Raw genomic sequence first — 20,279 nt, 5'->3', positions numbered from 1 at the left:
TATGGAAATTACAAAGTTTTTAAAGTTACCTAGCATTCTTATATTGTGCGCGGCTTTGAATGCTTGCGCCATATTAAGCAGTACACCTGACTTTTCACATCAAAGCTCTGCAATATGCACCTTTCAAGACGGCCACACGCCTGCACCGAGTTGGGTTTGTGGTTTCCCTGTAGCATCCTACCCATATTCAGCTACCGGATACTCTGAGTTAGGTATCGAGGAAGAGGCAAAACTAAATGCAATGGAGCAATTGGCGTCACGCATCAATGCACAAGTAACGTCCACCAGCCGCTTAGAAGCTTCTTCGGACGATTCCACCTTCACTTCTGTAACAGAGGTAGAAGTACAAGAAACATTGCAGGGTACTCGTGTGGTCATGCGAATAGTCGACCCATCAACTCAAGGTTTGTATGTTTTAGTGACAGCTGACGAACAAGCATACGAAGCAGCATTGCAGCGCGCTAGAAAGGAAGTTAGATCGAAATAGCGCTCGTACTATACAGTCACTCGGTCGCGACCTTCACGTTTAGACTCATATAGCTTCTGGTCGGCAAGGTCGATTAAGTCGTCATAGTGCAAAGCATTTTCATGGGAGTATTCTGCAATACCTGCACTGAGCGTAAGGTTTATGAGCTCATCTCCGGCATTAAAACTATGGTCGCGCACCTTAGTTACAATGCGCTCAACCACATGCTTAGAAGCTTTAATATCTGTCGCGGGTAAGAACATTAAAAACTCTTCACCACCATGGCGGCTTAACATGTCCGACGCCCGAAGCTCGTCAATCATCACCTTTGTCACTTCTTTGAGTATCTGATCACCAACATTATGCCCGTAGCTGTCGTTCACTTCTTTGAAGTGGTCAATATCGAACATCGCCACACAGAATTCGCCTTTGCCACGTCGTTGAATACGTTCAATTTCCATTTTTACAACGGGTTCTGTAGCTGTTCGGTTAGCAAGTCCCGTTAAAGCATCCGTTCCTGCTCGAGCCTGCCAGGTAAGACGCTCTTTAGCTTCTCGATTTAAATTACGCTGCTGAATGGTCATCACCTGAAGCGCCAGCATTAACGAAATAGATAGCACTAATACTTCAATGCGTTCCACGCTAGCAGCGGAGAATTCATAGGCATGTGCATAGAGTGCGTTATATAAAAGCACCGCAAGTGTTAGAGATGCATAGGAATAAAAGGATTTAGACGTAGTCACTAAAAATAGTAATGTCGGAATCGACAGATATATCCAAAGTCGGCCAAACCAGAAAGACAGAACGAAAATAGCAATTGCTACTAAACTGGTGGCGATACCCACTTTACTGTAACCACTTTGCTCTTCACTGCGTCTGTCCCACGCCCTTAACAGCTGTGCAATCATTAGCGCACCCAATGTGTCCGCCATGAAAATAGCTAACCCAACATTAATTGCGGCGTCGGCGTCTAAATAACCTCCCCAGTAGAGGTTGGTTGCCAAAATAATCGCAATTATTGCGCATGGAACTGCACAGCAAAGGAGCAAAAAGACAAAGAGCCCCCCAAAACCCTCTGAGCGTTCAGGAAGTATATTTCTGGCGGCATAACCGGCTAAAAAAGCAAACAAGGTGTCTGCTGCCGCGCTAATCGTGGTGTGCAACATCCAATCAAATAGGCTTGGAACATGAAGTCCTGAGATATTTGCTGCAAAACTCGCCACAAATATCCAGGGCAAAACCTGCCAACCCCAACGGAATGTGTAGTAAAGAGCGACACCAGCGGGTAACCAAACGAGAGAAATATTGGAAGGCTCAACAGAAAAGAAAAGCATGCTAATTCTTGCAAGTAAGAAGTAGACAATGCCAAAAGTGGCTAACTTAAAGATGCTTTTCTCTTCGGCTTTCATAAATAAAAATAAAGTTTTTCTTTACCCTAGCGAATCTTCTATGATTTGAGAATACTAATTTATGTCATAAATAAAGTGAGTTAGATAGGTTTTTTATGGGACAAGAAAGCGAAAATAAAGATAGTCCACAAAACTCGAAATTGGCACTAGGAATCTCTCTTGGGATGTCTTTTGGAGCATCGCTTGGCACCATCATTGGTATTTTCACGAGTAATATTGGTTTTTGGATTGCCTTGGGTGCAGGCTTTGGCATGTCTATGGGAATTGCTATCGCTTCTGGATGGAACAACGCCCAGTCAAAGAAAGACTAAAAAAATGGGGTCAGAGCACTTTGGGGTCAGAGCACCAAGTGCTCTGACCCCATTGTAAGAAATGGATTAAACCATAGTGGCGATGTCGATAACGAAGCGGTACTTCACGTCGCCTTTCAGCATACGTTCATAAGCTGCTTCAATGTCATCGGCTTTAATCATTTCGATATCTGAAACAATGTTGTGCTTCGCGCAGAAGTCCAACATTTCCTGTGTTTCAGGAATCCCACCAATTAATGAGCCCGCTAAGCTTCGGCGTTTAAAAATCATATTACCGATGTTTGGCGAAGGGTGCGGTTCTGCAGGCACACCTACTAGCGTCATGGTTCCGTCACGCTTCAACAAAGCCATGTAATCATCTAGGTTATGCGGCGCTGCAACGGTGTTCAAAATAAAATCAAGCTGCATGGTTTGCGCTTTCATTTCATCTCTGTCTTTAGACAACACTACCTCGTGAGCACCTAAGTTTTTGGCTTCTTTGCGCTTACTTTCTGAAGTCGTAAACGCCACTACATGCGCACCCATAGCTACAGCCAGTTTAATTGCCATGTGGCCTAAACCGCCAATACCTACAACACCCACTTTTTTGCCAGGGCCAACATTCCAGTGGCGAAGTGGAGAGTAAGTTGTAATACCTGCACATAGAAGTGGTGCAACTGCAGCAAGTTGATCTTCATCATGGCTAATTTTTAGAACGAAGTTCTCTTTCACCACAATTTTCTGAGAATAACCACCAAGTGTATGTCCTGGTTCGTCATCTGTTGGTGAGTTGTAAGTTGCCACGAAGCTATTACAGTAGTTCTCGAAACCATCGTCGCACTCTGAACAGCTCTGACAGCTGTCCACCATACAACCCACTCCTACTAAGTCACCTACTTTGTGCGACTTCACATGATCGCCAACTGCCGTGACTTTACCTACAATTTCGTGCCCTGGAACACAAGGAAACTGCGTACCTTGCCACTCACCACGAACGGTATGTAAATCTGAATGGCAAACACCGCAATATACGATGTCGATAGCGACGTCATGCGCACCAACGTCACGACGTGTAATTTCCATTTTCTTGACTGGCTTGTCCGCGGCTTCGGCACCATACGCGATTGTCGTCATACGTTTCACTCCTTTCCATTATAAGTCTGTGCTTTTGAATCTTTAGTATAGGTTGTATCTACGCAAAAACATTCCAAGGGGATCCACGTTCAGTGCAAGACTATGTGCGACGAAATCTATTCAAGGCTCGTACACCAGAATATCGCCTGGCTGACATTGCAGCGTTCTACAAATAGCTTCAAGTGTACTGAAGCGAATTGCTTTTACCTTGCCATTTTTGAGTAACGATAGGTTGGTCATAGACACTCCAACTCGCTCCGACAGCTCGGTTAAAGGCATTTTATTTTTCGCCAATTCCACGTCGAGGTTGATTCGAATACCCATCACACAACCTCTACAACTTGCTCACCGCGTAGGAACTCAATCGCTAGAATAATGAGAAGTGCCGGGAATATAACGACATTCACCGGGGCCAATACTACCGTTAACTGAAACACTGCAGAAACTAATAACCCAACCGCAAATAATTTCATCAAAACAGGTAACATTGTGAACCTAGCCAACAAAGCAATCGCTAAGAACAAAGCCACAATGGCATAGAGGTAAAGCACAACCAATCCTAAGGTTATTGCCGTTCCCATCATCTCGTCTTGAATACTTTCAAACGGTCCTAAAGCTAATAGCACATCGACCACAACCGTCAAATGAAAGAGCCCCACAAGCACACTCATAATGATAAGAAGAATGGAATAAATAGCCGAATCGAATTGGTTACTCAAAAACTTCCGTAGCGCCAAATAAACGCCAATTTCTAACGCTCCTATGACTACAAATAGAAAATCCCAGCCGTCTAGCGTTAAAAAGTCATCGATAATAGCCGCCTCATCAAACGACCAGCTGGCCAAACCTAAAATCCAATACACCGGAAACAACACAGCAAGAACCAATGCTGCAACACCCGAAAGCTTTATAAATTGATTGTCCATAATTCACCCTGTTGATTAACTTTCCAACATAGTAGCGATCAAAATATCATTAATCAATAATTATTTTATGATAAACATAAATTAAATATCGTTTTATATGAAGTCGGTAGCATCCCCTAGTTTCAATAAAAGAAAAATATTTGTAATCCATTTAGCAATTTAAGGGTTAATTACTAATATTGAATTAATCTTTTTAAATAGGTGCTCTTAGTGGCCGATCCGAACTTACAACTGACCTCTCAGGCGGTTTTACACGCAGTCATGGACAATGTTGGCGCCTTCATTTATATCAAAGACTTAGAAGGCCGATACCTTTATGCCAACAAAAAAGTACAAGAACTTTTCTGCGCACCTCTCATCGAGATTCAAGGAAAAACCGACGAGGCCTTTTTTGATCTCGAGATTTCAAATGAACTTCGCGAAGTCGACCGCAAAGTTATGGAAAGTGGCCAAGTTCAGGAATGCGAAGAACGAAATTATGTGAAAGAAAGTGACGAAATTCGAACCTATTGGTCGGTTAAAAAGCCGCTTTTCGACGATTCTGGTGAGATTATTGGCATGTTCGGTATATCTACAGACATCACCGATCGTAAAAGAATAGAACGCGAGCTACACGAGCAGAATGAGTTCTTAAACATAGTCATGAATAACGTCGAGTCGTCTATTTATATGATCGACCAAGACAATAAACTCAGGTACGCCAATCAGCGCTTAGCAGAACGGTTTGAGATCGCAGAAGGAAGACACCATGGAACGTCCATTAAGAAACTACTCGACGATGAGGCATACCAGTTAATTACCGACAACAACCAACGCGTATTCGAGAGCCGCAAAGCTGCACGTTTTAAAGAAAAAGTGAAAAACGCTGATGGCGAAGACACCATTTTCTGGTCGGTAAAAGTGCCGCACACACTCGCAACCGGCGAAGAGGTCATTATTGGCCTTTCTACCGACATGACCGAAACCTTTGCATTACAGGAAAAGCTTAAGCGCCAATCGTCTGAAGATGACTTAACCGGACTCTATAACCGTCGTTACTTCTTTGAAGAGGGCGAAAAGCAGCTTGTGGAAGCCAAACACCAACAAGAACCGAGCTGCATGCTCGTTCTAGATTTGGATAGATTCAAAGAGATTAACGACGAGCACGGACACCCGGCAGGAGACGAAGCTTTAACGCAAGTTGCACGTTTATTGTCTGAAGAAGTGAGAAAAACCGACTTACTCGCCCGAGTTGGTGGCGAAGAGTTTGCGCTATTTCTACCGAATACCGAGGCGAATGTCGCAACTGAATTAGCAGAAAAACTGCGTCAATGTATTCAAGAAAACCCAGTCCAAATTAAACCAGGAACCCACACTCAACTTACAATCAGTGTGGGCGTATATACAGATCCTGTATCCCAAACACCCTTCAGCGACATATACCATGAAGCAGACAGCCAGCTTTATGAAGCCAAGAAGCAAGGGCGTAATAGAGTCGCTTCCCGCTCAGCTTAAACCTTAAAGCGACCAACAAGATTACGCAGCGTGCTTGCCGTCTCGGCCAGTTGATTGCTCGCAACTACAGTTTGCTGCACCGAGTTGTCACTGCGCTCAGCAATATCATTAATGCGCGTCACACTAGAATTGATATCTTCGGCTACCGAAGACTGCTCTTCTACGGCTGTCGCCACCTGCGTATTCATGTCTCGAATTGAAGCAACCGATGCCATAATTTGCTCGAGCGCAACGATAGTATTATCTCCCTCATCAACAGCCTCTTTAGACTTTTCTTGATTACGGCGCATTACATCGCTCACCCCCTTCGTACCACTTAAAATACTTTCTACAATTTGCTCTATTTCAACGGTGGAAGACTGGGTTCTTTGTGCAAGGGTTCTAACTTCATCCGCAACCACAGCGAACCCGCGTCCAGCCTCTCCCGCTCTTGCAGATTCGATAGCAGCGTTGAGTGCAAGTAGGTTGGTTTGATCGGCAATATTTCGAATAACCTCTAGCACGCTAGCAATTTCTTCTGAGCTCTTTTCAAGCGTTGTCATACCTTGCGCAGCTTGCTCTACTTCACTGGCTAGTTGGTTAATTTTATCCACACACGAAGCAACAGTGTCTTTCCCCATGGTCGCGGCTTCTTGAGTTTGCTCTGCGTTGTTCGCTGCACTTGTCGTATTTCTTGCAATCTCCTGAATTGAAGCTGCCATTTCGTTCACCGCAGTGGCGGTCTGATTCAATTCATCGCGCTGCTCGCGCACACCATTCTTCGTTTCACCTGCAATATGGTTAAGCTGGTCTGTGGCGGAAGCCATCTGAAGCGTTGCGTCGGTTACTTCTTTAACCAATTCCTGAATTTTAGAAACGAAACGGTTATAACTCTCCGCCAAATCGCTTAACTCGTCTGCACCATCCGTGTTCAAACGCTGAGTCAGGTCACCCTCGCCTTCAGCGATATCATTAAGGTTTTGTACCGTCATGCGAAGCGGTGCCACAATACTCTTGGCTAACACAGAAGCTACAAACAGCGCGATTGCGATACCAATAATAGCGAGCACAATCACAAAATTACGAGTAGACGCTGCACTAGCGGCGTAATACTCACGGCTCATTGCAATCTCTACAACGGCAATGGGGCTGCCACTAAAGTCCTCAATAACTCGGCTATATGTCGCATACGGCGTTCCATTGAGTTCGTTCCTGCCGAGTTGACGCTCTCCTCGCCACGCTTGAAGAATGTTTTCGTCTGCAACTAATGAATCACTGCCGATGGAGGTAGCCAGCACGTTCGTCCGGTTACCCTGCACACTGTGAATCGCCATTTTTGCGCCATAGTCTTCAGTAAACGAGTCCACAAAAGCCTGTCCAAGATTGAGTCCGAATTCAACGGAACCTCGATGTTGGCCACGATGAAAAATAGGCGTTAAGCCTCGAATACCAATACCAGCGACACCACCATCTAAGCCTCGTACAGGTTCCCTAGTGCGATTTACAGCCACAATCGTAGGTCTTAGATTCGTTAAATCATCGTCATATTTCTCTAAATTATGAACACGTAAGAAAGAGGTAGCAGGTGGAGTATGAAATTGGAATTGCGCCACACCATAGTTTTGCTTCAACACATCAAACATTGGCGCATAAACTGAAATGAGTTCTGAACGATCTCGGTTGGCGAAAGTTTCCGCTGTGTCGGGGTGCAGCGCGACTATGGCACTCATGCCCTCGGCAAATTGAGCTCGCGTTTCTATTTGCGAGCGGGCGGCATTAAATAGGTTTTCCAATTCCCGTTGCTCGGCTTGGCGAATAAGGGCATTCGAGTTCATGATGTAAAAAAGTGCCATCACCACAATAATGACGGTAACGACTGCACCAAACCCAACAGCTATCCGCAACCCAATATTAAAATTCCTAAACATACGCCACCTGTAATTTATTGTTCTCTATCAGTTATCGAACATACTCATAAAAAATATAGTTAAAAGATCCCTTACCCACAAAAAAGTAGACAACCTGTAAAAGTCTGGGCGAACATAGTGAACAGATAGCGAGATGAGTTCGACACCAAAAGACGACAAGAGGCTTCAGTGTACGACGTACTAATTATAGGTTCAGGATTCGGCGGAATAGGCATGGGGATTCAGCTCAAGGAAGCTGGTCGCCATAATTTTTTAATTCTTGAAAAGGCCGACAAAGTAGGCGGTACATGGCGCGACAATACATACCCTGGAGCCGCGTGTGACGTTCAATCGCACCTCTATTCTTTCTCGTTCGCGCCTAAGCATGACTGGTCACGGAGTTACGCTCCGCAACAAGAAATCTTCGAGTACATCGAAAACTGCGTAAACCGATTTGAGTTAGATCCACACATTCAATTCAACGCAGAAGTTGCAAAACTAGAGTACCAAGAACAACAATGCTGCTGGCATGTAGAGTTAACGAACGGAACTGTGCTTGAGTCGCGCTGTGTTGTGACGGCTACGGGACAGCTCAACCAACCTTCTTATCCCAACATTGAAGGCTTAAATGAATTCCAAGGCGAATGCTTTCACTCTGCGCGCTGGAACCACAATGTCGACTTAACAGGCAAGCGCGTTGGAGTAATTGGCACTGGGGCTTCTGCAATTCAGTTTGTGCCAGAAATCGCTAAACAAGCAGAATCAGTTACTGTTTTTCAGCGCTCTGCTGCTTGGGTTATTCCGAAATCTGACAAACCTTTTACTAAGTGGCAAAAATGGTGCTTCAAGTACATTCCTGGCGTAGACAAACTCTACAGAACCATTATCTATTGGAAGAACGAAGCTCGCGCACTCGCTTTTACTAGCTTCAGCGGAATTCTGAAATTCGGTGAACAACGCGCGAGAAAAATGGTGAGTCGAGACGTAACGAACCCAGAGCTGCAAAAGGCACTTATTCCCGACTATCAAATTGGCTGCAATCGCATACTACTTGCCAACAATTGGTATAGCACCTTTGAGCTACCGCACGTAAACCTAACCACTGCACCAATACAACGCATTACACAAACAGGCATCGAAACCACCGAAAGCGAACCTCACAACCTTGATGTATTGATACTAGGCACAGGCTTTAAAGCGACAGAGCTTCTTTCTCCCATGCATATTGTGGGTTTAAATGGCCAAACGTTAAACGAGGCGTGGCAAGATGGCGCGGAAGCTTTCAAAGGTATTTCAGTGTCGGGTTTTCCCAACTTGTTTATGCTTTACGGCCCGAACACCAACCTTTCTCATAGTTCTATTATTTTTATGCTCGAGTCCCAAATGCACTATGTATTGCATTGTTTAAACAAGCTCGATAAACACAATGCACTAGCCATGGATGTGAAAGCAGAAACACAGCGCAGATATAACGAAGAGCTACAAGGCGTGCTCAAGAAAACGGTCTGGGCTTCGGGGTGTAACTCTTGGTATCTGAACGAGAAAGGAAAAAATGTCGTCAATTGGTACGGTTTCACCTTTTACTATCGGCTTGTAACCAAGCGCGTTAGAACGCAAGACTACATCTTCACTAAAGAATCATAAGTGAACCTATGACAGAGAGAAAAAGCATATTTATTAGCGGAGCTGCTGCCGGTATTGGGCGTGCTACAGCGTTAAAGTTTCTACAGAACGGTTGGCTAGTCGGTGCTTATGATTTAGACGAGGAAGGCCTCGACAAACTCTTAGTAGACACCAACCGCCCAGACAACTTAATTACCGGTAAACTCGATGTCACCCAAAACTCGTCGTGGCAACAGGCGCTGGAACACTTCACAAAGTATACTGGCGGCGCGCTTAATATACTTTTCAATAACGCAGGTATTCTGCTTTCCGGCCCCTTTGAATCAAACAGCTTAGAGGCACAACAAAAGGTTATTCAAGTGAACGTACAAGGCGTTCTTGCAGGCTGTTATTTAGCACTGCCTTACCTAGCGCAAGCGGCACAACTAGGCCAAGCAAGAGTGATTAATATGAGTTCTGCCAGTGCTATTTATGGCCAGCCTTCGTTGGCTACTTACTCCACCAGTAAATTCGCCGTGCGCGGCATTACCGAAGCTTTAAATATCGAATGGGAAGGTAAGAACATTCAAGTTATGGACCTTATGCCGCTTTTCGTTCAAACAGCCATGGTCGATGGCATGAACGCAAACAGTATTGGTCGTTTAGGTGTTCGCATAACCCCTGAAACTATCGCAACAAAGGTTTTCCAACTGTCTAAGTACCAAGGCACGAAAGTACACTGGGTAATTGGATTTCAAACCAAAGTGGCGGTGTTTCTGAGCAAGATCTCACCAAACTGGCTTGCGCGTTTTAGCAACAAGTGGCTTGCACGATGAACCGCACACTGATTAAAACCCTAATCAAACCTCTTTTTTACCCGTGGGTACCCTTTAAGTTGCGCAGAATTTTAATGAACAGCGCAAAGTTCATTACGAAAAAGCAGCCAGGTGTTTCGCGCCAGCGGCTTTCTATACAAGGCATTCCGGCTTATCAAGCCATGCCTGCCGAGAAAACAAGCGACAAAACCATTCTTTATTTGCATGGCGGTGGTTATGTTTTTGGCAATGAAAATACGCACAGGCAAGTGGTCGACGGCCTAGCACTCATATGCAACGCAACCGTTTTAATGCCATTTTATCGGCTCGCACCAGAGCACCCATTTCCCGCGGCACTAAACGATGCGCTTACGGCATACAACGATCTACTTTCGCTGGGCGTGAAACCCGAAAATATTATGATTGCTGGTGATTCAGCCGGTGGTGGGTTAGCCGTTGCCCTAGCGTTAGAGCTGCGAAACCAGAGCTTACCTATGCCTGCTCTATTAACGCTATTTTCACCCTGGGCAGATTTAACCGTAAACTTAGAAAGTCATCGCAGCAATGCGAAAATTGACCCGATGCTAGTTCCAAAAGGATTGCACTCTTGTGCGCGTGCATACTGCCAAAACACGCCAAGAAATCATCCACAATGTTCACCTCTTTTTGCCGACCTAACGGGGCTACCGCCTATTCACATTCAAGTAGGCAGCGACGAAATACTGATCGACGACGCCAGGAAGCTCCATGAAAATGCCAAAAAAGCAGGGGTAGAAACCACCCTAGAGGTGTTTGAAGGTATGTGGCACGTATTTCAGCTACATAGCCACCAGTTACCCGAGGCTACTGAGGCTTTAGAGAAAGTAAGTGCTCATTGGTGTGCAAATAAAAATTAAGCCATGCGCTCTATCGCAGAAGCAAACGTTTCTACTTGCTGCAACTGCAGCTCTGCAACAACTTTAAAATGGGTACTGATCTCATCGCAAGCCAGTACACGCTGCCAATAGGATACGGCCAACTCAAACGCCACCTGCCAACTCTCTTTACTCACAACCGAGTTTATCTGAGTAACTCTTGGCTCACTTGGCAAGTCGCCATTCGCCTTGGGCGCAAAATACATCGGCAACATATCGTATATCGGGGCTAATTGATAAGGTCTTCCTTCGTCAACAAGGACAGATAAGTTACCTAAGTGCATGTCAGAATTTGATATCAGCTGCCCAAAAGCCCATACCCATTGAGTATCCAATTCTGCTTGTCTTGTAACGACTTTCTGATTTGCTAATTCATGCACTATCTCGGGCCATGAGGACGAACCTTTACCGACAAATTCAGCATCTAAACTAGAGAGAGAAATGACTCCCTTTCTTCCGAGTTCTCCAATACGATCGAATCGCTTAACCGCTAAGAATGTTCTTTTCTCGACATGAAAAACACGAGATTCACAAGCGATACCCTGACTATGTTCATTGAGTATTTCACTCGCTAAAGCCTCTGCTTTCAGTAAATCAGACCACCTGTTGGCACTACTCTCTACTTGAGTCTGGCTCACTTCTCCTGAGAACTTTATGATGTATTTATCTTGCTCCATTTTAGCAAGCAACTTGGGCTGCTCACCTTGAGCTGAAGACCCAAAATAATCATCACTGTTAGCTCGTCGATATACCTCTAACTCACTTAGCGAAGGTTCTTCTTGCAAGCTAAACCAAGCTTGGTAAGCTTCTTCCCCAATCAACAGGTTACCGATGGTCTCCTTCGGATAACGAGCGAGAACAAAGAGTACTGTATCGTCATCCCAGTTTCTCGGATCAACATCTACAAGCTCCTGCTGCTCGTCACATAAATATCTTGCGAAAGCGCGTCCTAAGTAACCTTGAGGCCGCATGTCGGCAAGCCACCATGGTAATGATTCATAGAAAGTCCAGTTCTGGTTCGTCTTTTTATATTCCCGTAAATCTTGAACGAGAAAGCAGCCTTGAGGAAAAACCGGAAAAAGTTCTGCAATTTTCTCTACCTGCCCCTCCTGTTTAACCCTAAAAATCGGAAGACACTCTTCGTTTTCCAACTGCCTTAATTCGCGCTTTCGGTAATATCTCCGCGCCCGCCCTTTTCCAGCAGCTACCACATAACCGTTAATAACTTTCAACTCTCTACTGAAAGTCGGTTGACTTATTCCCAAGCGCGAACAGATTTCAGGAGCAGTTAATGGTTCTGCTCTCAATATGTTCAGAATTTTGCTAGCACGCTCAGACATAATGGTATCCCGCAGGCAATTGTGAATAGACTTTCAAAATAACCAAACACCCTATTTAAAAGGCTTATAGATAAAAAATAGCACATTATGAATAGATTTGTGAATAGATTAATGAATAGAATAAAGGCGGGTGGCTACTCATCATCGGTGCGAGCAATAATCTCGAAATCCCCGTCCATGTTTTCATGAACGGTAATCTCGATAGGTTGGCAACAGACCTGGCAGTCGACAATTTGCGACTGTTCAATGTCATTTAATGCGTCAATTTCGAGCATATTGGGCGCCATACAATAGGGGCAAGAGAATTCTGACTCATAACTAAGAGGCATCCTTTTTCTCCCGTACCTCCGAGAAATATTCCATTAAGCCTTTCTCAAAAGTCGTAGCTTCAAACTTGGGGAAACGGTTCTTGAACTTCTCGGACATAAATACATTGTCGGTTTCATATCTAGGCAAAAGCTCACCCGCGTCTCGAATGACCGAATTAAACAAGCCCGCTAATTTTAACTGCCACTTCTTAATCACTTTAAAGCTCGCAGATTGCCCTGAAGCTTTTCCGGCTAGCTCAATAAACTCGCGGTAAGTTAACCGGTTGTCGTCACACGGCAAGTGCCATGTTTCACCAAAAGCATCGGCGGTGTTGCCCAGTAAGGCCATTGCTCTGCTGGCGTCTGGCGTGTAAATCAGTGACCGTTTGGTGTCTGCACTAACGAAAACCTTAGCAGGCTTTCCTGCGGCAATATTCTCTAGAATAGTGGCATTGGTAATACTTTGTGTTTTACCCGGACCATAAAACTCCGGCGCTCTGCATATCATGCCCTCAATGCGGCTCTGCGACATTGCCTCAAGCATTTGGTTGGTAATTTGCGCGCGCACTTCACCCTTTTTGCCGTAAGGCTGAAACTTAGTTTCCTCAGTTTGTGGGAGTGAGGTTTGCGGGTACATGTAGGTGTTGTCGAAAAACACCAGCTTTGCGCTTTCTTGCTCACAAGCACGCAACACATTGGTCATTATTACCGGCCATTCCCGCACCCAACGCGCAGTGTCCATGGGCAAGCCTGCAGTAAGATATACGACCTTTGATCCTTTCACCGCGTTCAACGTGGATTCGGCGTCTAATAGGTCAGCAGGGATCAACTCATCGGTTTCATGTAGTGGTTTAGGGTTGCGGCTTACCAAGCGAATAAGGTCGGTATGGTCTCGATGCAACGATCGAGCTAATTCAGTGCCAATTTGTCCGGTAGCGCCCAGAATGGTTTGCATAAATTACTCATCACTTTTGAATGTTCACGAAATTACTTGTTGAACACTGTAGTGCGATTTCTACCTTCTTCTTTACTCGTGTACAACGCCTCGTCGGCAAGTCTCATTGCAGTATCTAAGTCGAGTGCAAAATCGTCTTGCAACGAAACCATGCCTATACTCACCGTCATATTCAAGCTTCCAGCTTCAATAGGGATGTCTTTTTCTTCTAGCGCCTTGCGGAAACTCTCGATTTGCGCGAAATGCTCTTCACATGAGCCTCCTGTAAGAATCATTACGAATTCCTCGCCACCATAGCGGGCGACAAGGTCTGACTCCCTGTGAAAAAACGACTTCAGCATTTCAGCAATAACTTTCAAGCAGTCGTCACCCTTGGAATGTCCGTAGGTGTCGTTAATTTTTTTAAAGAAGTCGATGTCTAAGCCCACCACCGAAAGGGGTTGCTCGTTACGTGTGTTCGACTTGTATATCACCTGAGCTGTTTCGTCGAAGTAACGGCGGTTAAATAAGCCTGTTAGTGCATCTCTTTTTACCGTCTCTGCCAAACGCGCATTTAGCTCTGAGAGTTCCTTGGTTTTTTGTTCCACCTCTTCTTCCAGCTTACGGTTAAAATCCATCATGACCCGTTTACTTTCTTGCAGCTGCTGGCCTACTTCTTCTACCTCGGTAGTAAGGAACAAAGAATCTGCTGGCACCAAATAGTCTTTCTTATTAGTGAACTGCTCAATTAAGCTTTTTAACGGCAAGGTAAATTGCATTGCGAAGCGCCGTACCGTAACCAAGAAGAATGTGGAAATCAGAAACAGTGAGATCAGCAATATAATCATGTTTCTAATAAAAACTTGGGTAATCACATCGGGGTCTGAAAATACATAAGCTTTCCAACCAAAAGAGCTCTCTACCATCTCGTAGAAAAATTCGTCTCCCTGAATCGAAGTTAATTTAATGCTGTCCGTGTAACGGTTCTCTTGCTCGGTAACATTAAAATTATCTTCAGCCGTAAACGGTAAGTTGCTAGAGGTGTGAATAACCTGACCCGAGGCGTCTGCTAACACAATGTATTGCTCGCTAACGCTTTCGTTTAGGCTTTCTTGCAGTACTTCCAGCCTAGGCAGGTTCAAAGAACCTTCAACCACCCCAACCGTTTCTCCGTCCACAATAATTGGGCTACTCACCGCAATAATCATGTCGTTGCCAAAACCGCGCCCCTGAAACACATTAGAAACGAAGCTTTCTTGCCACTGAAAAGGCACACGAAAATAGTCTCTGTCTGCTACATTCCGGTTTACCGGGTCTGGTGAATCGAGCAACCGCTGAAAAGTTTCCTTCGGTGTACCATGGGTAATATTTCCGCTTGCGTCTGCAATTAACATGGTAATAAAGCCAGGGAAATTATTCTGCGTGGCCTCTAAAAGTAACTGTGGGTTGTCCGAGAAAGAGAGCAATTCGGCCAACTGTTTAATTACGTTCTGGTGGTTACGCAAATACCTTTCACTCAGATTGTTCAATTGCGCAGCTGTGCTTTCAAGGTTAGAAGCAAACTCGCGCTCGTAAGTTTCTACGGTTTTTGAAGTTAACACCAACGCAACGAGCAATGCTGGTAGAAAAGTGGTGTTCATTGCGAGGTAAAAAATTCGAGCACTCAGTTTAATAGGCTTATTTCGAGCGCTTAAGTCGCACCATTTCAGCGGAATAAAAACCATCAAAAGACTGGCTGCAATAGTGTAAATCAGGCCATTTAAAAGCTGCTTCAGAAGCACTAGGAACATGTAGTCTTGGGGGTAGTAATTGTATTGGCTATTCATAATGCCATACGAAACAGGTATACCAACTATTAGCCAATAAATTACGTCGGCTATAACCAGAGACATACCTCGCTTATAAAACCAATAAACAACGATAAGCTCCGCAAACATTAAGAAAATGAAATAAGGGTTATCAGTTTTTAACCAAAGGCTTACCGAAGAGAACAAACAAGCAATTAGAGCAGGTTTAAAGCCTCGGCTCATCAGGCATAGAAGAACGAACAGTTGACCGAAGTGAAACCAGAGTTCGCCATAGGAATTAACTAGAAAGAAAGCATTAAAAAACGCCGCTATCGAACCGTAGATTACAGCAAAGAAAAGATTAGAAGGGGCGGCGCTACTCGTGTTCAATTTCACTACTCTTCATAATCGGTTTCGCACTGTTCCAGAGCAAAGCCTTTGATAGATATCCTATTTGTAATGAAAAGCTTTCTTAAAAGCAACTACTGCACCATCTTGTCATATTACTGTCGCATTCGTTTCATACTCATTTCCTATGCCTTTCCTATAAGTGTCGTCACGCGGTTCTGCGCCTAGCGCTATTGTGAAGCCAGCTCATGTGAATGAGTAAAAACATCACTTACTTGAATACGAAAAGGGAAATTACAATGAAAAACTTAGACATAAAATGGCTAACCATTGGAGTACTTACTTATATAGCAGGCGGGGTGCTGCTGAGTTCTATTTTAATTATGGTACTTATGCAGCTGTTTAATACTATTCCACCTGCGCAGCTGCCGGCAGTAGAGCCGACTGCTTCAATTATTGCCATTGCCCAGCCCCTGATTGGCTTTGCTCTCGCGCTTTTGGTGAGCAGTTGGGTATATAAGCAAACAAAATCAAATGCACCAAAAACCGTTTGGTATTTTGCAGGTGCATTAACACTCTATGGTGTACTCAGTATTTTTATGCACCCTGAAGCTGCTCTGCTGCATTCTATTTTAAAGTTAGCAGCACCATGGGTTATTGCACTACTCGCCGTCAAACTTAGCCTTTATAAACAACGCTTAGCTTTGGAAAACTAACCACAGCAACTCGAAATATCCGTTTTAGCGCCCGACTTTACAGCTCGGGCGTCGCTTATTACCGTCAGTGCAGACTTTAGAACAAATAATGCGATAACACTGGCGATAAGTAAGTCAGGCCACGCTGTACTCAGCTCTGCCACCATCAGGGCAGAAACAATTACACCAATATTCATAATCATGTCATTACGAGAGCAGATCCAGCTTGCGCGAATATTGATGTCACCATTACGGTGACTGTACAACAACAAAAAACATGCAATGTTCACAATTAGCGCTAAACCCGCTATCCACAACATAGTTGAAGCATTTGGGTCACTCCCCCAAATCAAACGCTGCAGCACATTACCTAGCACAAGAATTGCTAACGCCAGTTGCAACGAGCCATTGAAAATCGCTGCATTTGCTTTGTATTTAATAGCTTTCCCCACCGCATACAAACTTACTGCATACACAAGTGTGTCCGCTAGCATATCTAAAGAGTCGGCAATTAACCCGCTAGACTCAGCCAACCAGCCAGCAATAAACTCAACGAAAAACATCACACCATTCAAAACCAAAACAGTCCATAGCAACCGCTTTTGTGCGTTGTCCATTTGAACTTGCTCTGATTTTAATGATTCGCTGCCGCAGCACTCTGACATATTAATACCTTGCTTAAACCTTATGATTCCTATTGTATCAAACCGTCGCACTCTGCGACGAACGTATGAGGTAGTTCCAGAAAAAATAAGTTGCTATGATTTCCAAACTAAGCGGCTTAAAAAAGAAAACAGATGGAAATTAACGCCAAGCTAATAAAAGAATATCGCAACCAAAAATGTTGGTCTCAACTTCAGCTTGCCGAAATGGCAGGTATTAGCATGAGAACCTTGCAGCGCTTAGAAAAAACCTCCACCGCTTCATTAGAAACCATCAAAAGCATTGCTGCAGTGCTAGAGGTAGAAGCTTCAGAACTTACCGTTTCCACCACGGAACAAGAAAAGCCTGCCATCGCAGCATATAAAGACAAGAAAAGGCAACGCCGAAACCTTTTCGTGGGTCTTGTCCTCGTTTGCGTGATTAACATTATGACCTTCGCGCTTCTTTTTTATCGCCACATGCAAGGTGACATCAGCGATACTACTTTTATTATCCTAAAGAATTTAATTTCCATCAGCGTCATTGTTGTAGTTTTGGTGGCGGGTATTCAGGGCTGGCGGAAAGGCTTAATTTCTAAAAAAGACTTCTATTAAAGTTTTTTCAAAAAAGTTTGTCACACTTTTTCGCTTCAACCTGACCTTAGTGTTAACACCACAACACATTAAGGACAGGTTATGAAATTCAAACTTAAAACTATTGCTGGCTCATTGTTACTTACTTGCGCTGCTAGCGCGCATGCGAGCTCGATCTCCACACCGATTATTGAAACCCAAGTAACTGGAAATGGGCCCGACGTGATTCTTATTCCTGGTCTAATGAGCGACGCTCGTGTTTGGCAGGAAACAGCAGCGCAGCTCGAGTCTCGTTACACCGTGCACCGCATTTCCATAGCAGGGTTTGGGCAAACACCTTTGAATACCGAACTGCGCGACTCATTCTCAGAGCCGGTTTTAAATGCTCTACACCAATACATCGAACAAAACACAGGTTCGAACACTGCGGTTGTCGGCCATAGCCTAGGTGCGTTTTTAGGGTATCAGTTGGCACTTCAAGGTAACGAGCAAGTAAGCTGTGCAGTAGCGGTAGACGGTGTACCGTTCTTCTCCGCGCTAGTCACCATGACGCCGGGCATGACTGCTGAGCAAGCACAACCCCATGCCGAACAAATGCTACAGGGATATCAACAGCTCTCAGTTGAAATGATGGTGCAACAAACCCAAATGGGTCTCGACCGACAAACTCAATCTAACGAAGGCCAAGACCTTATTATGAGCATGGCAGAAGGCTCCGATCCGCAAACAGTAGGCCGAGCCATGTATGAACTTATGATTACCGATTTACGGCCAGAACTCCCGCACCTGCAAACACCCGTACTGCAAATGGCTGCCATTGGTGCGTTGCCCGAATCACAGCACGACATGGCTTTAAACCAGTACCAACAACAAGTAAGTGGTAGTGACCACGTGAGCTTGCTAGAGTTTAACCAAGCGCATCATTTTATTATGTGGGACCAGCCCGAGGCATTTATGCAAGCAACGCAGAACTTCATGGAAGAACAATGTTTTGGGGGTAACACCCATGGCTAATTTCGCAGCATTAAACAGCAACGTAGAGCTTGCCCGCAAAGGCGACCAAACCGCTTTCAGCGCCATTGTTGCAAGTACCCAGAACCTAGTCAGTAGTGTTGCGCTAGCTATTGTGCACGACGTTCGCGCCAGCGAAGACATCGCCCAAGAAGCTTATGTACAAACCTGGCAAAAGCTCGACCAACTGAAGCGCAACCAAAGCTTCTTACCGTGGCTTCGCCAAATTACGCGCCATTGTGCTTATCAATGGTTAGAGCGGGAAAAACATAACCATCAGAGTCGCCAAGAGTCACTCGAGCCTGAATTCGAAAGTTTGGTCGACGACTCTCTTCCAGACGAACAGCTCAACCAAGCACAGCGCGAGAAGATACTCGCAGCAGCCATGGCAAAGCTACCCGATGAGAGCCGAGATATTGTGGTGCTGTATTATCGCGAACAACAGTCTGCCGAGCACGTCGCCAAGCTGCTCGGCTTGGAGCCAGCAACCGTGCGACAGCGCCTTTCGAGGGCACGTAAAACGCTCGCCGAAGACTTACTCAAACGCGTAGGCAAAGCAGCACTACTTACCGCACCTTCGCTAAGCGCTACCGCAATACTCAGCAGCGTTGCCATGTTCACGGCTCCACCGGCAGCTGCCGCAACGGGAACAGCGGTAACCACAAGCCTTACCGGTTTCGGGAAGTGGTTCATGTTACTCGGCACCGCAGCCGTGGGATTGGTAGGCGGACTTGCCGGAATTTTCATCGGCGCAAAACAAGCAGAAAAGTACGCCAACAACCAAGAAGCGAAAGGGATACTCAAGAAGCTTCGTAACCAAACCGCATGGTTCTTCGTTGTGATTGGAGGGCTATTCTTCGCAAGCTACGCACTCGACGACAGCTGGGTTATGCCCACCATTACCTACTGCATTCTTGTCGCCGGAGTCATGTTCAATCAAAGCCGAGTGCACCAACACATACACATGCCCAAAAATAAGAAGTGGCAGTGCTACGTAGGTGCCATCGGTGGACTCGGCGGCGGATTCAGCGGGCTTATTGGTGGTTTTTTGTTGAGTGGGCGGTTGTAGTTAAAAAACGAGAACAGCTCGTAAACCATTAGTGAACCGAGTGTTCGCGGCGCGCCTCGATTTGTTTGGGCGAAATCACAGCTCCGACAACGGGCTCCAGCGCCGCCTGCACCTCGGGAGTTAACGCTTTAAACTCACTTAAAAGTAAGTCTTCACTCACCGAGTCATTAAATACCAGCGTAACTTTCAAACTTTGCGGAAAGCGGTTGTAGTCAACCGCGTGGGTAAGCCAAACAAAGCCCGAGGTTTCGAACTTCGCACGCTCGCAAACCTCCGTAAGCGCTTTAATGATTTGGTTGTCTGTTTTCTTGTCGGTCTTTTTCATAAGGACAACTTATTCAGGCCGCAAATCGCCCGGTAAGAACTTCACCACAAACACCACCTTGCCATAAGTTTCAAACGACCACTTCATGCAGTCATTCAACGCAGTCATCACCAAGTCATAGTCACCAAACACCTGCGTGCTCAACGTGTTAGTAAGTACTTTCACGCCCTCATGCGCTTTAAGCTTGTTGTTCAGCTCGTCGATGAAGCCTGAGATCGGCTTAATGTATTCGTCTGCTAGCGGGTATTTGCTTATTTCTATGCTTAGTTTCACTTTGGGGCCTTTTATGAA

General features: G+C 45.2%; 22 protein-coding genes. 10 read left to right on the top strand and 12 right to left on the bottom strand.

What is annotated here, in order from left to right:
* Position 1: 1 nt before the first annotated feature.
* Positions 2 to 487 carry an LPP20 family lipoprotein gene (locus tag EYQ95_RS10090; protein ID WP_165831983.1) on the top strand — a complete coding sequence of 162 codons (486 nt, stop codon included), beginning with the start codon at positions 2 to 4 and terminating at the stop codon, positions 485 to 487.
* Positions 488 to 495: 8 nt separating this feature from the next.
* Here EYQ95_RS10090 and EYQ95_RS10085 read toward each other — a convergent pair whose 3' ends face one another.
* Positions 496 to 1,875 carry a diguanylate cyclase gene (locus EYQ95_RS10085; protein WP_111915866.1) on the bottom strand — a complete coding sequence of 460 codons (1,380 nt, stop codon included), beginning with the start codon at positions 1,873 to 1,875 and terminating at the stop codon, positions 496 to 498.
* Positions 1,876 to 1,970: 95 nt separating this feature from the next.
* Between EYQ95_RS10085 and EYQ95_RS10080 the strand changes: the two genes are divergently transcribed.
* On the top strand, positions 1,971 to 2,186 hold the full coding sequence (locus EYQ95_RS10080; protein WP_111915867.1) for a hypothetical protein: 216 nt from the start codon (positions 1,971 to 1,973) through the stop codon (positions 2,184 to 2,186).
* Positions 2,187 to 2,252: 66 nt separating this feature from the next.
* Here EYQ95_RS10080 and EYQ95_RS10075 read toward each other — a convergent pair whose 3' ends face one another.
* The 3 genes from EYQ95_RS10075 to EYQ95_RS10065 all read right to left on the bottom strand — a co-directional run bounded on the left by EYQ95_RS10075 (position 2,253) and on the right by EYQ95_RS10065 (position 4,225).
* Complete coding sequence (locus EYQ95_RS10075; protein WP_111915868.1) at positions 2,253 to 3,299, bottom strand: NAD(P)-dependent alcohol dehydrogenase; 1,047 nt, start codon at positions 3,297 to 3,299, stop codon at positions 2,253 to 2,255.
* Between the two features lie 120 nt (positions 3,300 to 3,419).
* Positions 3,420 to 3,623 (bottom strand): helix-turn-helix transcriptional regulator, encoded by a 204-nt coding sequence (locus EYQ95_RS10070; RefSeq protein WP_111915869.1) that lies wholly within the window; start codon positions 3,621 to 3,623, stop codon positions 3,420 to 3,422.
* The gene (locus tag EYQ95_RS10065) at positions 3,623 to 4,225 is read right to left on the bottom strand and encodes a hypothetical protein (RefSeq protein ID WP_111915870.1); all 603 of its coding nucleotides are present in this window, start codon (positions 4,223 to 4,225) and stop codon (positions 3,623 to 3,625) included. The genes EYQ95_RS10070 and EYQ95_RS10065 overlap by 1 nt, the downstream gene beginning before the upstream one ends.
* Before the next feature lie 210 nt (positions 4,226 to 4,435).
* Here EYQ95_RS10065 and EYQ95_RS10060 point away from each other — a divergent pair, with 210 nt between their 5' ends.
* The gene (locus EYQ95_RS10060; protein ID WP_111915871.1) at positions 4,436 to 5,719 is read left to right on the top strand and encodes a diguanylate cyclase; all 1,284 of its coding nucleotides are present in this window, start codon (positions 4,436 to 4,438) and stop codon (positions 5,717 to 5,719) included.
* On the opposite strand, the gene EYQ95_RS10055 is transcribed toward EYQ95_RS10060, so the two are convergent.
* Entirely contained in the window at positions 5,716 to 7,626 is a 1,911-nt protein-coding gene (locus EYQ95_RS10055) for a methyl-accepting chemotaxis protein (protein WP_111915872.1), read from the bottom strand. The genes EYQ95_RS10060 and EYQ95_RS10055 overlap by 4 nt on opposite strands.
* Positions 7,627 to 7,794: 168 nt before the next feature.
* Between EYQ95_RS10055 and EYQ95_RS10050 the strand changes: the two genes are divergently transcribed.
* The 3 genes from EYQ95_RS10050 to EYQ95_RS10040 are packed head-to-tail and all read left to right on the top strand — an operon-like array spanning position 7,795 to position 10,918.
* A complete protein-coding gene (locus EYQ95_RS10050) occupies positions 7,795 to 9,249 on the top strand; it encodes an NAD(P)/FAD-dependent oxidoreductase (protein WP_243618964.1) in 1,455 nt (484 codons plus the stop codon).
* Between the two features lie 8 nt (positions 9,250 to 9,257).
* Positions 9,258 to 10,043: an SDR family oxidoreductase gene (locus EYQ95_RS10045; RefSeq protein WP_111915873.1), complete on the top strand. Its 786-nt coding sequence runs from the start codon at positions 9,258 to 9,260 to the stop codon at positions 10,041 to 10,043.
* Complete coding sequence (locus EYQ95_RS10040; protein ID WP_111915874.1) at positions 10,040 to 10,918, top strand: alpha/beta hydrolase; 879 nt, start codon at positions 10,040 to 10,042, stop codon at positions 10,916 to 10,918. Before EYQ95_RS10045 ends, EYQ95_RS10040 begins: the two co-directional genes overlap by 4 nt.
* Here the strand turns inward: EYQ95_RS10040 and yjjJ are convergent.
* The 4 genes from yjjJ to EYQ95_RS10020 all read right to left on the bottom strand — a co-directional run bounded on the left by yjjJ (position 10,915) and on the right by EYQ95_RS10020 (position 15,695).
* On the bottom strand, positions 10,915 to 12,276 hold the full coding sequence (yjjJ, locus tag EYQ95_RS10035) for a type II toxin-antitoxin system HipA family toxin YjjJ (protein WP_111915875.1): 1,362 nt from the start codon (positions 12,274 to 12,276) through the stop codon (positions 10,915 to 10,917). The genes EYQ95_RS10040 and yjjJ overlap by 4 nt on opposite strands.
* A 134-nt stretch (positions 12,277 to 12,410) precedes the next feature.
* Positions 12,411 to 12,605 carry a CPXCG motif-containing cysteine-rich protein gene (locus EYQ95_RS10030; RefSeq protein WP_111915876.1) on the bottom strand — a complete coding sequence of 65 codons (195 nt, stop codon included), beginning with the start codon at positions 12,603 to 12,605 and terminating at the stop codon, positions 12,411 to 12,413.
* On the bottom strand, positions 12,595 to 13,539 hold the full coding sequence (locus tag EYQ95_RS10025) for an NAD-dependent epimerase/dehydratase family protein (protein WP_111915877.1): 945 nt from the start codon (positions 13,537 to 13,539) through the stop codon (positions 12,595 to 12,597). The genes EYQ95_RS10030 and EYQ95_RS10025 overlap by 11 nt, the downstream gene beginning before the upstream one ends.
* Before the next feature lie 32 nt (positions 13,540 to 13,571).
* Entirely contained in the window at positions 13,572 to 15,695 is a 2,124-nt protein-coding gene (locus EYQ95_RS10020) for a diguanylate cyclase (RefSeq protein WP_111915878.1), read from the bottom strand.
* 257 nt (positions 15,696 to 15,952) lie between these two features.
* On the opposite strand from EYQ95_RS10020, the gene EYQ95_RS10015 reads away from it, so the two are divergent.
* Positions 15,953 to 16,369 carry a hypothetical protein gene (locus EYQ95_RS10015; RefSeq protein ID WP_111915879.1) on the top strand — a complete coding sequence of 139 codons (417 nt, stop codon included), beginning with the start codon at positions 15,953 to 15,955 and terminating at the stop codon, positions 16,367 to 16,369.
* On the opposite strand, the gene EYQ95_RS10010 is transcribed toward EYQ95_RS10015, so the two are convergent.
* Positions 16,366 to 17,013, bottom strand: a complete 648-nt coding sequence (locus EYQ95_RS10010) for a cation transporter (protein ID WP_111915880.1) — start codon at positions 17,011 to 17,013, stop codon at positions 16,366 to 16,368. The two genes, EYQ95_RS10015 and EYQ95_RS10010, sit on opposite strands and share 4 nt — an antisense overlap.
* A gap of 132 nt (positions 17,014 to 17,145) precedes the next feature.
* Here EYQ95_RS10010 and EYQ95_RS10005 point away from each other — a divergent pair, with 132 nt between their 5' ends.
* From EYQ95_RS10005 to EYQ95_RS09995, 3 genes are all read left to right on the top strand, one after another.
* Positions 17,146 to 17,604: a helix-turn-helix domain-containing protein gene (locus tag EYQ95_RS10005; protein ID WP_111915881.1), complete on the top strand. Its 459-nt coding sequence runs from the start codon at positions 17,146 to 17,148 to the stop codon at positions 17,602 to 17,604.
* An 81-nt stretch (positions 17,605 to 17,685) separates the two neighbouring features.
* Entirely contained in the window at positions 17,686 to 18,597 is a 912-nt protein-coding gene (locus tag EYQ95_RS10000) for an alpha/beta fold hydrolase (RefSeq protein WP_111915882.1), read from the top strand.
* Entirely contained in the window at positions 18,590 to 19,663 is a 1,074-nt protein-coding gene (locus EYQ95_RS09995) for an RNA polymerase sigma factor (RefSeq protein ID WP_111915883.1), read from the top strand. The genes EYQ95_RS10000 and EYQ95_RS09995 overlap by 8 nt, the downstream gene beginning before the upstream one ends.
* A 28-nt stretch (positions 19,664 to 19,691) precedes the next feature.
* Here EYQ95_RS09995 and EYQ95_RS09990 read toward each other — a convergent pair whose 3' ends face one another.
* On the bottom strand, positions 19,692 to 19,988 hold the full coding sequence (locus tag EYQ95_RS09990; RefSeq protein WP_111915884.1) for a hypothetical protein: 297 nt from the start codon (positions 19,986 to 19,988) through the stop codon (positions 19,692 to 19,694).
* A gap of 9 nt (positions 19,989 to 19,997) precedes the next feature.
* The gene (locus EYQ95_RS09985; RefSeq protein WP_111915998.1) at positions 19,998 to 20,261 is read right to left on the bottom strand and encodes a hypothetical protein; all 264 of its coding nucleotides are present in this window, start codon (positions 20,259 to 20,261) and stop codon (positions 19,998 to 20,000) included.
* Positions 20,262 to 20,279 lie beyond the last annotated feature (18 nt).

The organism is Lysobacter sp. N42, assembly GCF_004344885.1.
Note: the sequence above shows the minus strand (reverse complement) of the source record. Positions and strands in the feature narration are given on the sequence as shown.

What these genes read in the sequence shown, in the direction of transcription:
- EYQ95_RS10090 (WP_165831983.1), top strand. Translation starts at nt 2, where the DNA reads ATGGAAATTACAAAGTTTTTAAAGTTACCTAGCATTCTTATATTGTGC.
- EYQ95_RS10085 (WP_111915866.1), bottom strand. Translation starts at nt 1,875, where the DNA reads ATGAAAGCCGAAGAGAAAAGCATCTTTAAGTTAGCCACTTTTGGCATT.
- EYQ95_RS10080 (WP_111915867.1), top strand. Translation starts at nt 1,971, where the DNA reads ATGGGACAAGAAAGCGAAAATAAAGATAGTCCACAAAACTCGAAATTG.
- EYQ95_RS10075 (WP_111915868.1), bottom strand. Translation starts at nt 3,299, where the DNA reads ATGACGACAATCGCGTATGGTGCCGAAGCCGCGGACAAGCCAGTCAAG.
- EYQ95_RS10070 (WP_111915869.1), bottom strand. Translation starts at nt 3,623, where the DNA reads ATGGGTATTCGAATCAACCTCGACGTGGAATTGGCGAAAAATAAAATG.
- EYQ95_RS10065 (WP_111915870.1), bottom strand. Translation starts at nt 4,225, where the DNA reads ATGGACAATCAATTTATAAAGCTTTCGGGTGTTGCAGCATTGGTTCTT.
- EYQ95_RS10055 (WP_111915872.1), bottom strand. Translation starts at nt 7,626, where the DNA reads ATGTTTAGGAATTTTAATATTGGGTTGCGGATAGCTGTTGGGTTTGGT.
- EYQ95_RS10045 (WP_111915873.1), top strand. Translation starts at nt 9,258, where the DNA reads ATGACAGAGAGAAAAAGCATATTTATTAGCGGAGCTGCTGCCGGTATT.
- EYQ95_RS10040 (WP_111915874.1), top strand. Translation starts at nt 10,040, where the DNA reads ATGAACCGCACACTGATTAAAACCCTAATCAAACCTCTTTTTTACCCG.
- yjjJ (WP_111915875.1), bottom strand. Translation starts at nt 12,276, where the DNA reads ATGTCTGAGCGTGCTAGCAAAATTCTGAACATATTGAGAGCAGAACCA.
- EYQ95_RS10030 (WP_111915876.1), bottom strand. Translation starts at nt 12,605, where the DNA reads ATGCCTCTTAGTTATGAGTCAGAATTCTCTTGCCCCTATTGTATGGCG.
- EYQ95_RS10025 (WP_111915877.1), bottom strand. Translation starts at nt 13,539, where the DNA reads ATGCAAACCATTCTGGGCGCTACCGGACAAATTGGCACTGAATTAGCT.
- EYQ95_RS10015 (WP_111915879.1), top strand. Translation starts at nt 15,953, where the DNA reads ATGAAAAACTTAGACATAAAATGGCTAACCATTGGAGTACTTACTTAT.
- EYQ95_RS10010 (WP_111915880.1), bottom strand. Translation starts at nt 17,013, where the DNA reads ATGTCAGAGTGCTGCGGCAGCGAATCATTAAAATCAGAGCAAGTTCAA.
- EYQ95_RS10005 (WP_111915881.1), top strand. Translation starts at nt 17,146, where the DNA reads ATGGAAATTAACGCCAAGCTAATAAAAGAATATCGCAACCAAAAATGT.
- EYQ95_RS10000 (WP_111915882.1), top strand. Translation starts at nt 17,686, where the DNA reads ATGAAATTCAAACTTAAAACTATTGCTGGCTCATTGTTACTTACTTGC.
- EYQ95_RS09995 (WP_111915883.1), top strand. Translation starts at nt 18,590, where the DNA reads ATGGCTAATTTCGCAGCATTAAACAGCAACGTAGAGCTTGCCCGCAAA.
- EYQ95_RS09990 (WP_111915884.1), bottom strand. Translation starts at nt 19,988, where the DNA reads ATGAAAAAGACCGACAAGAAAACAGACAACCAAATCATTAAAGCGCTT.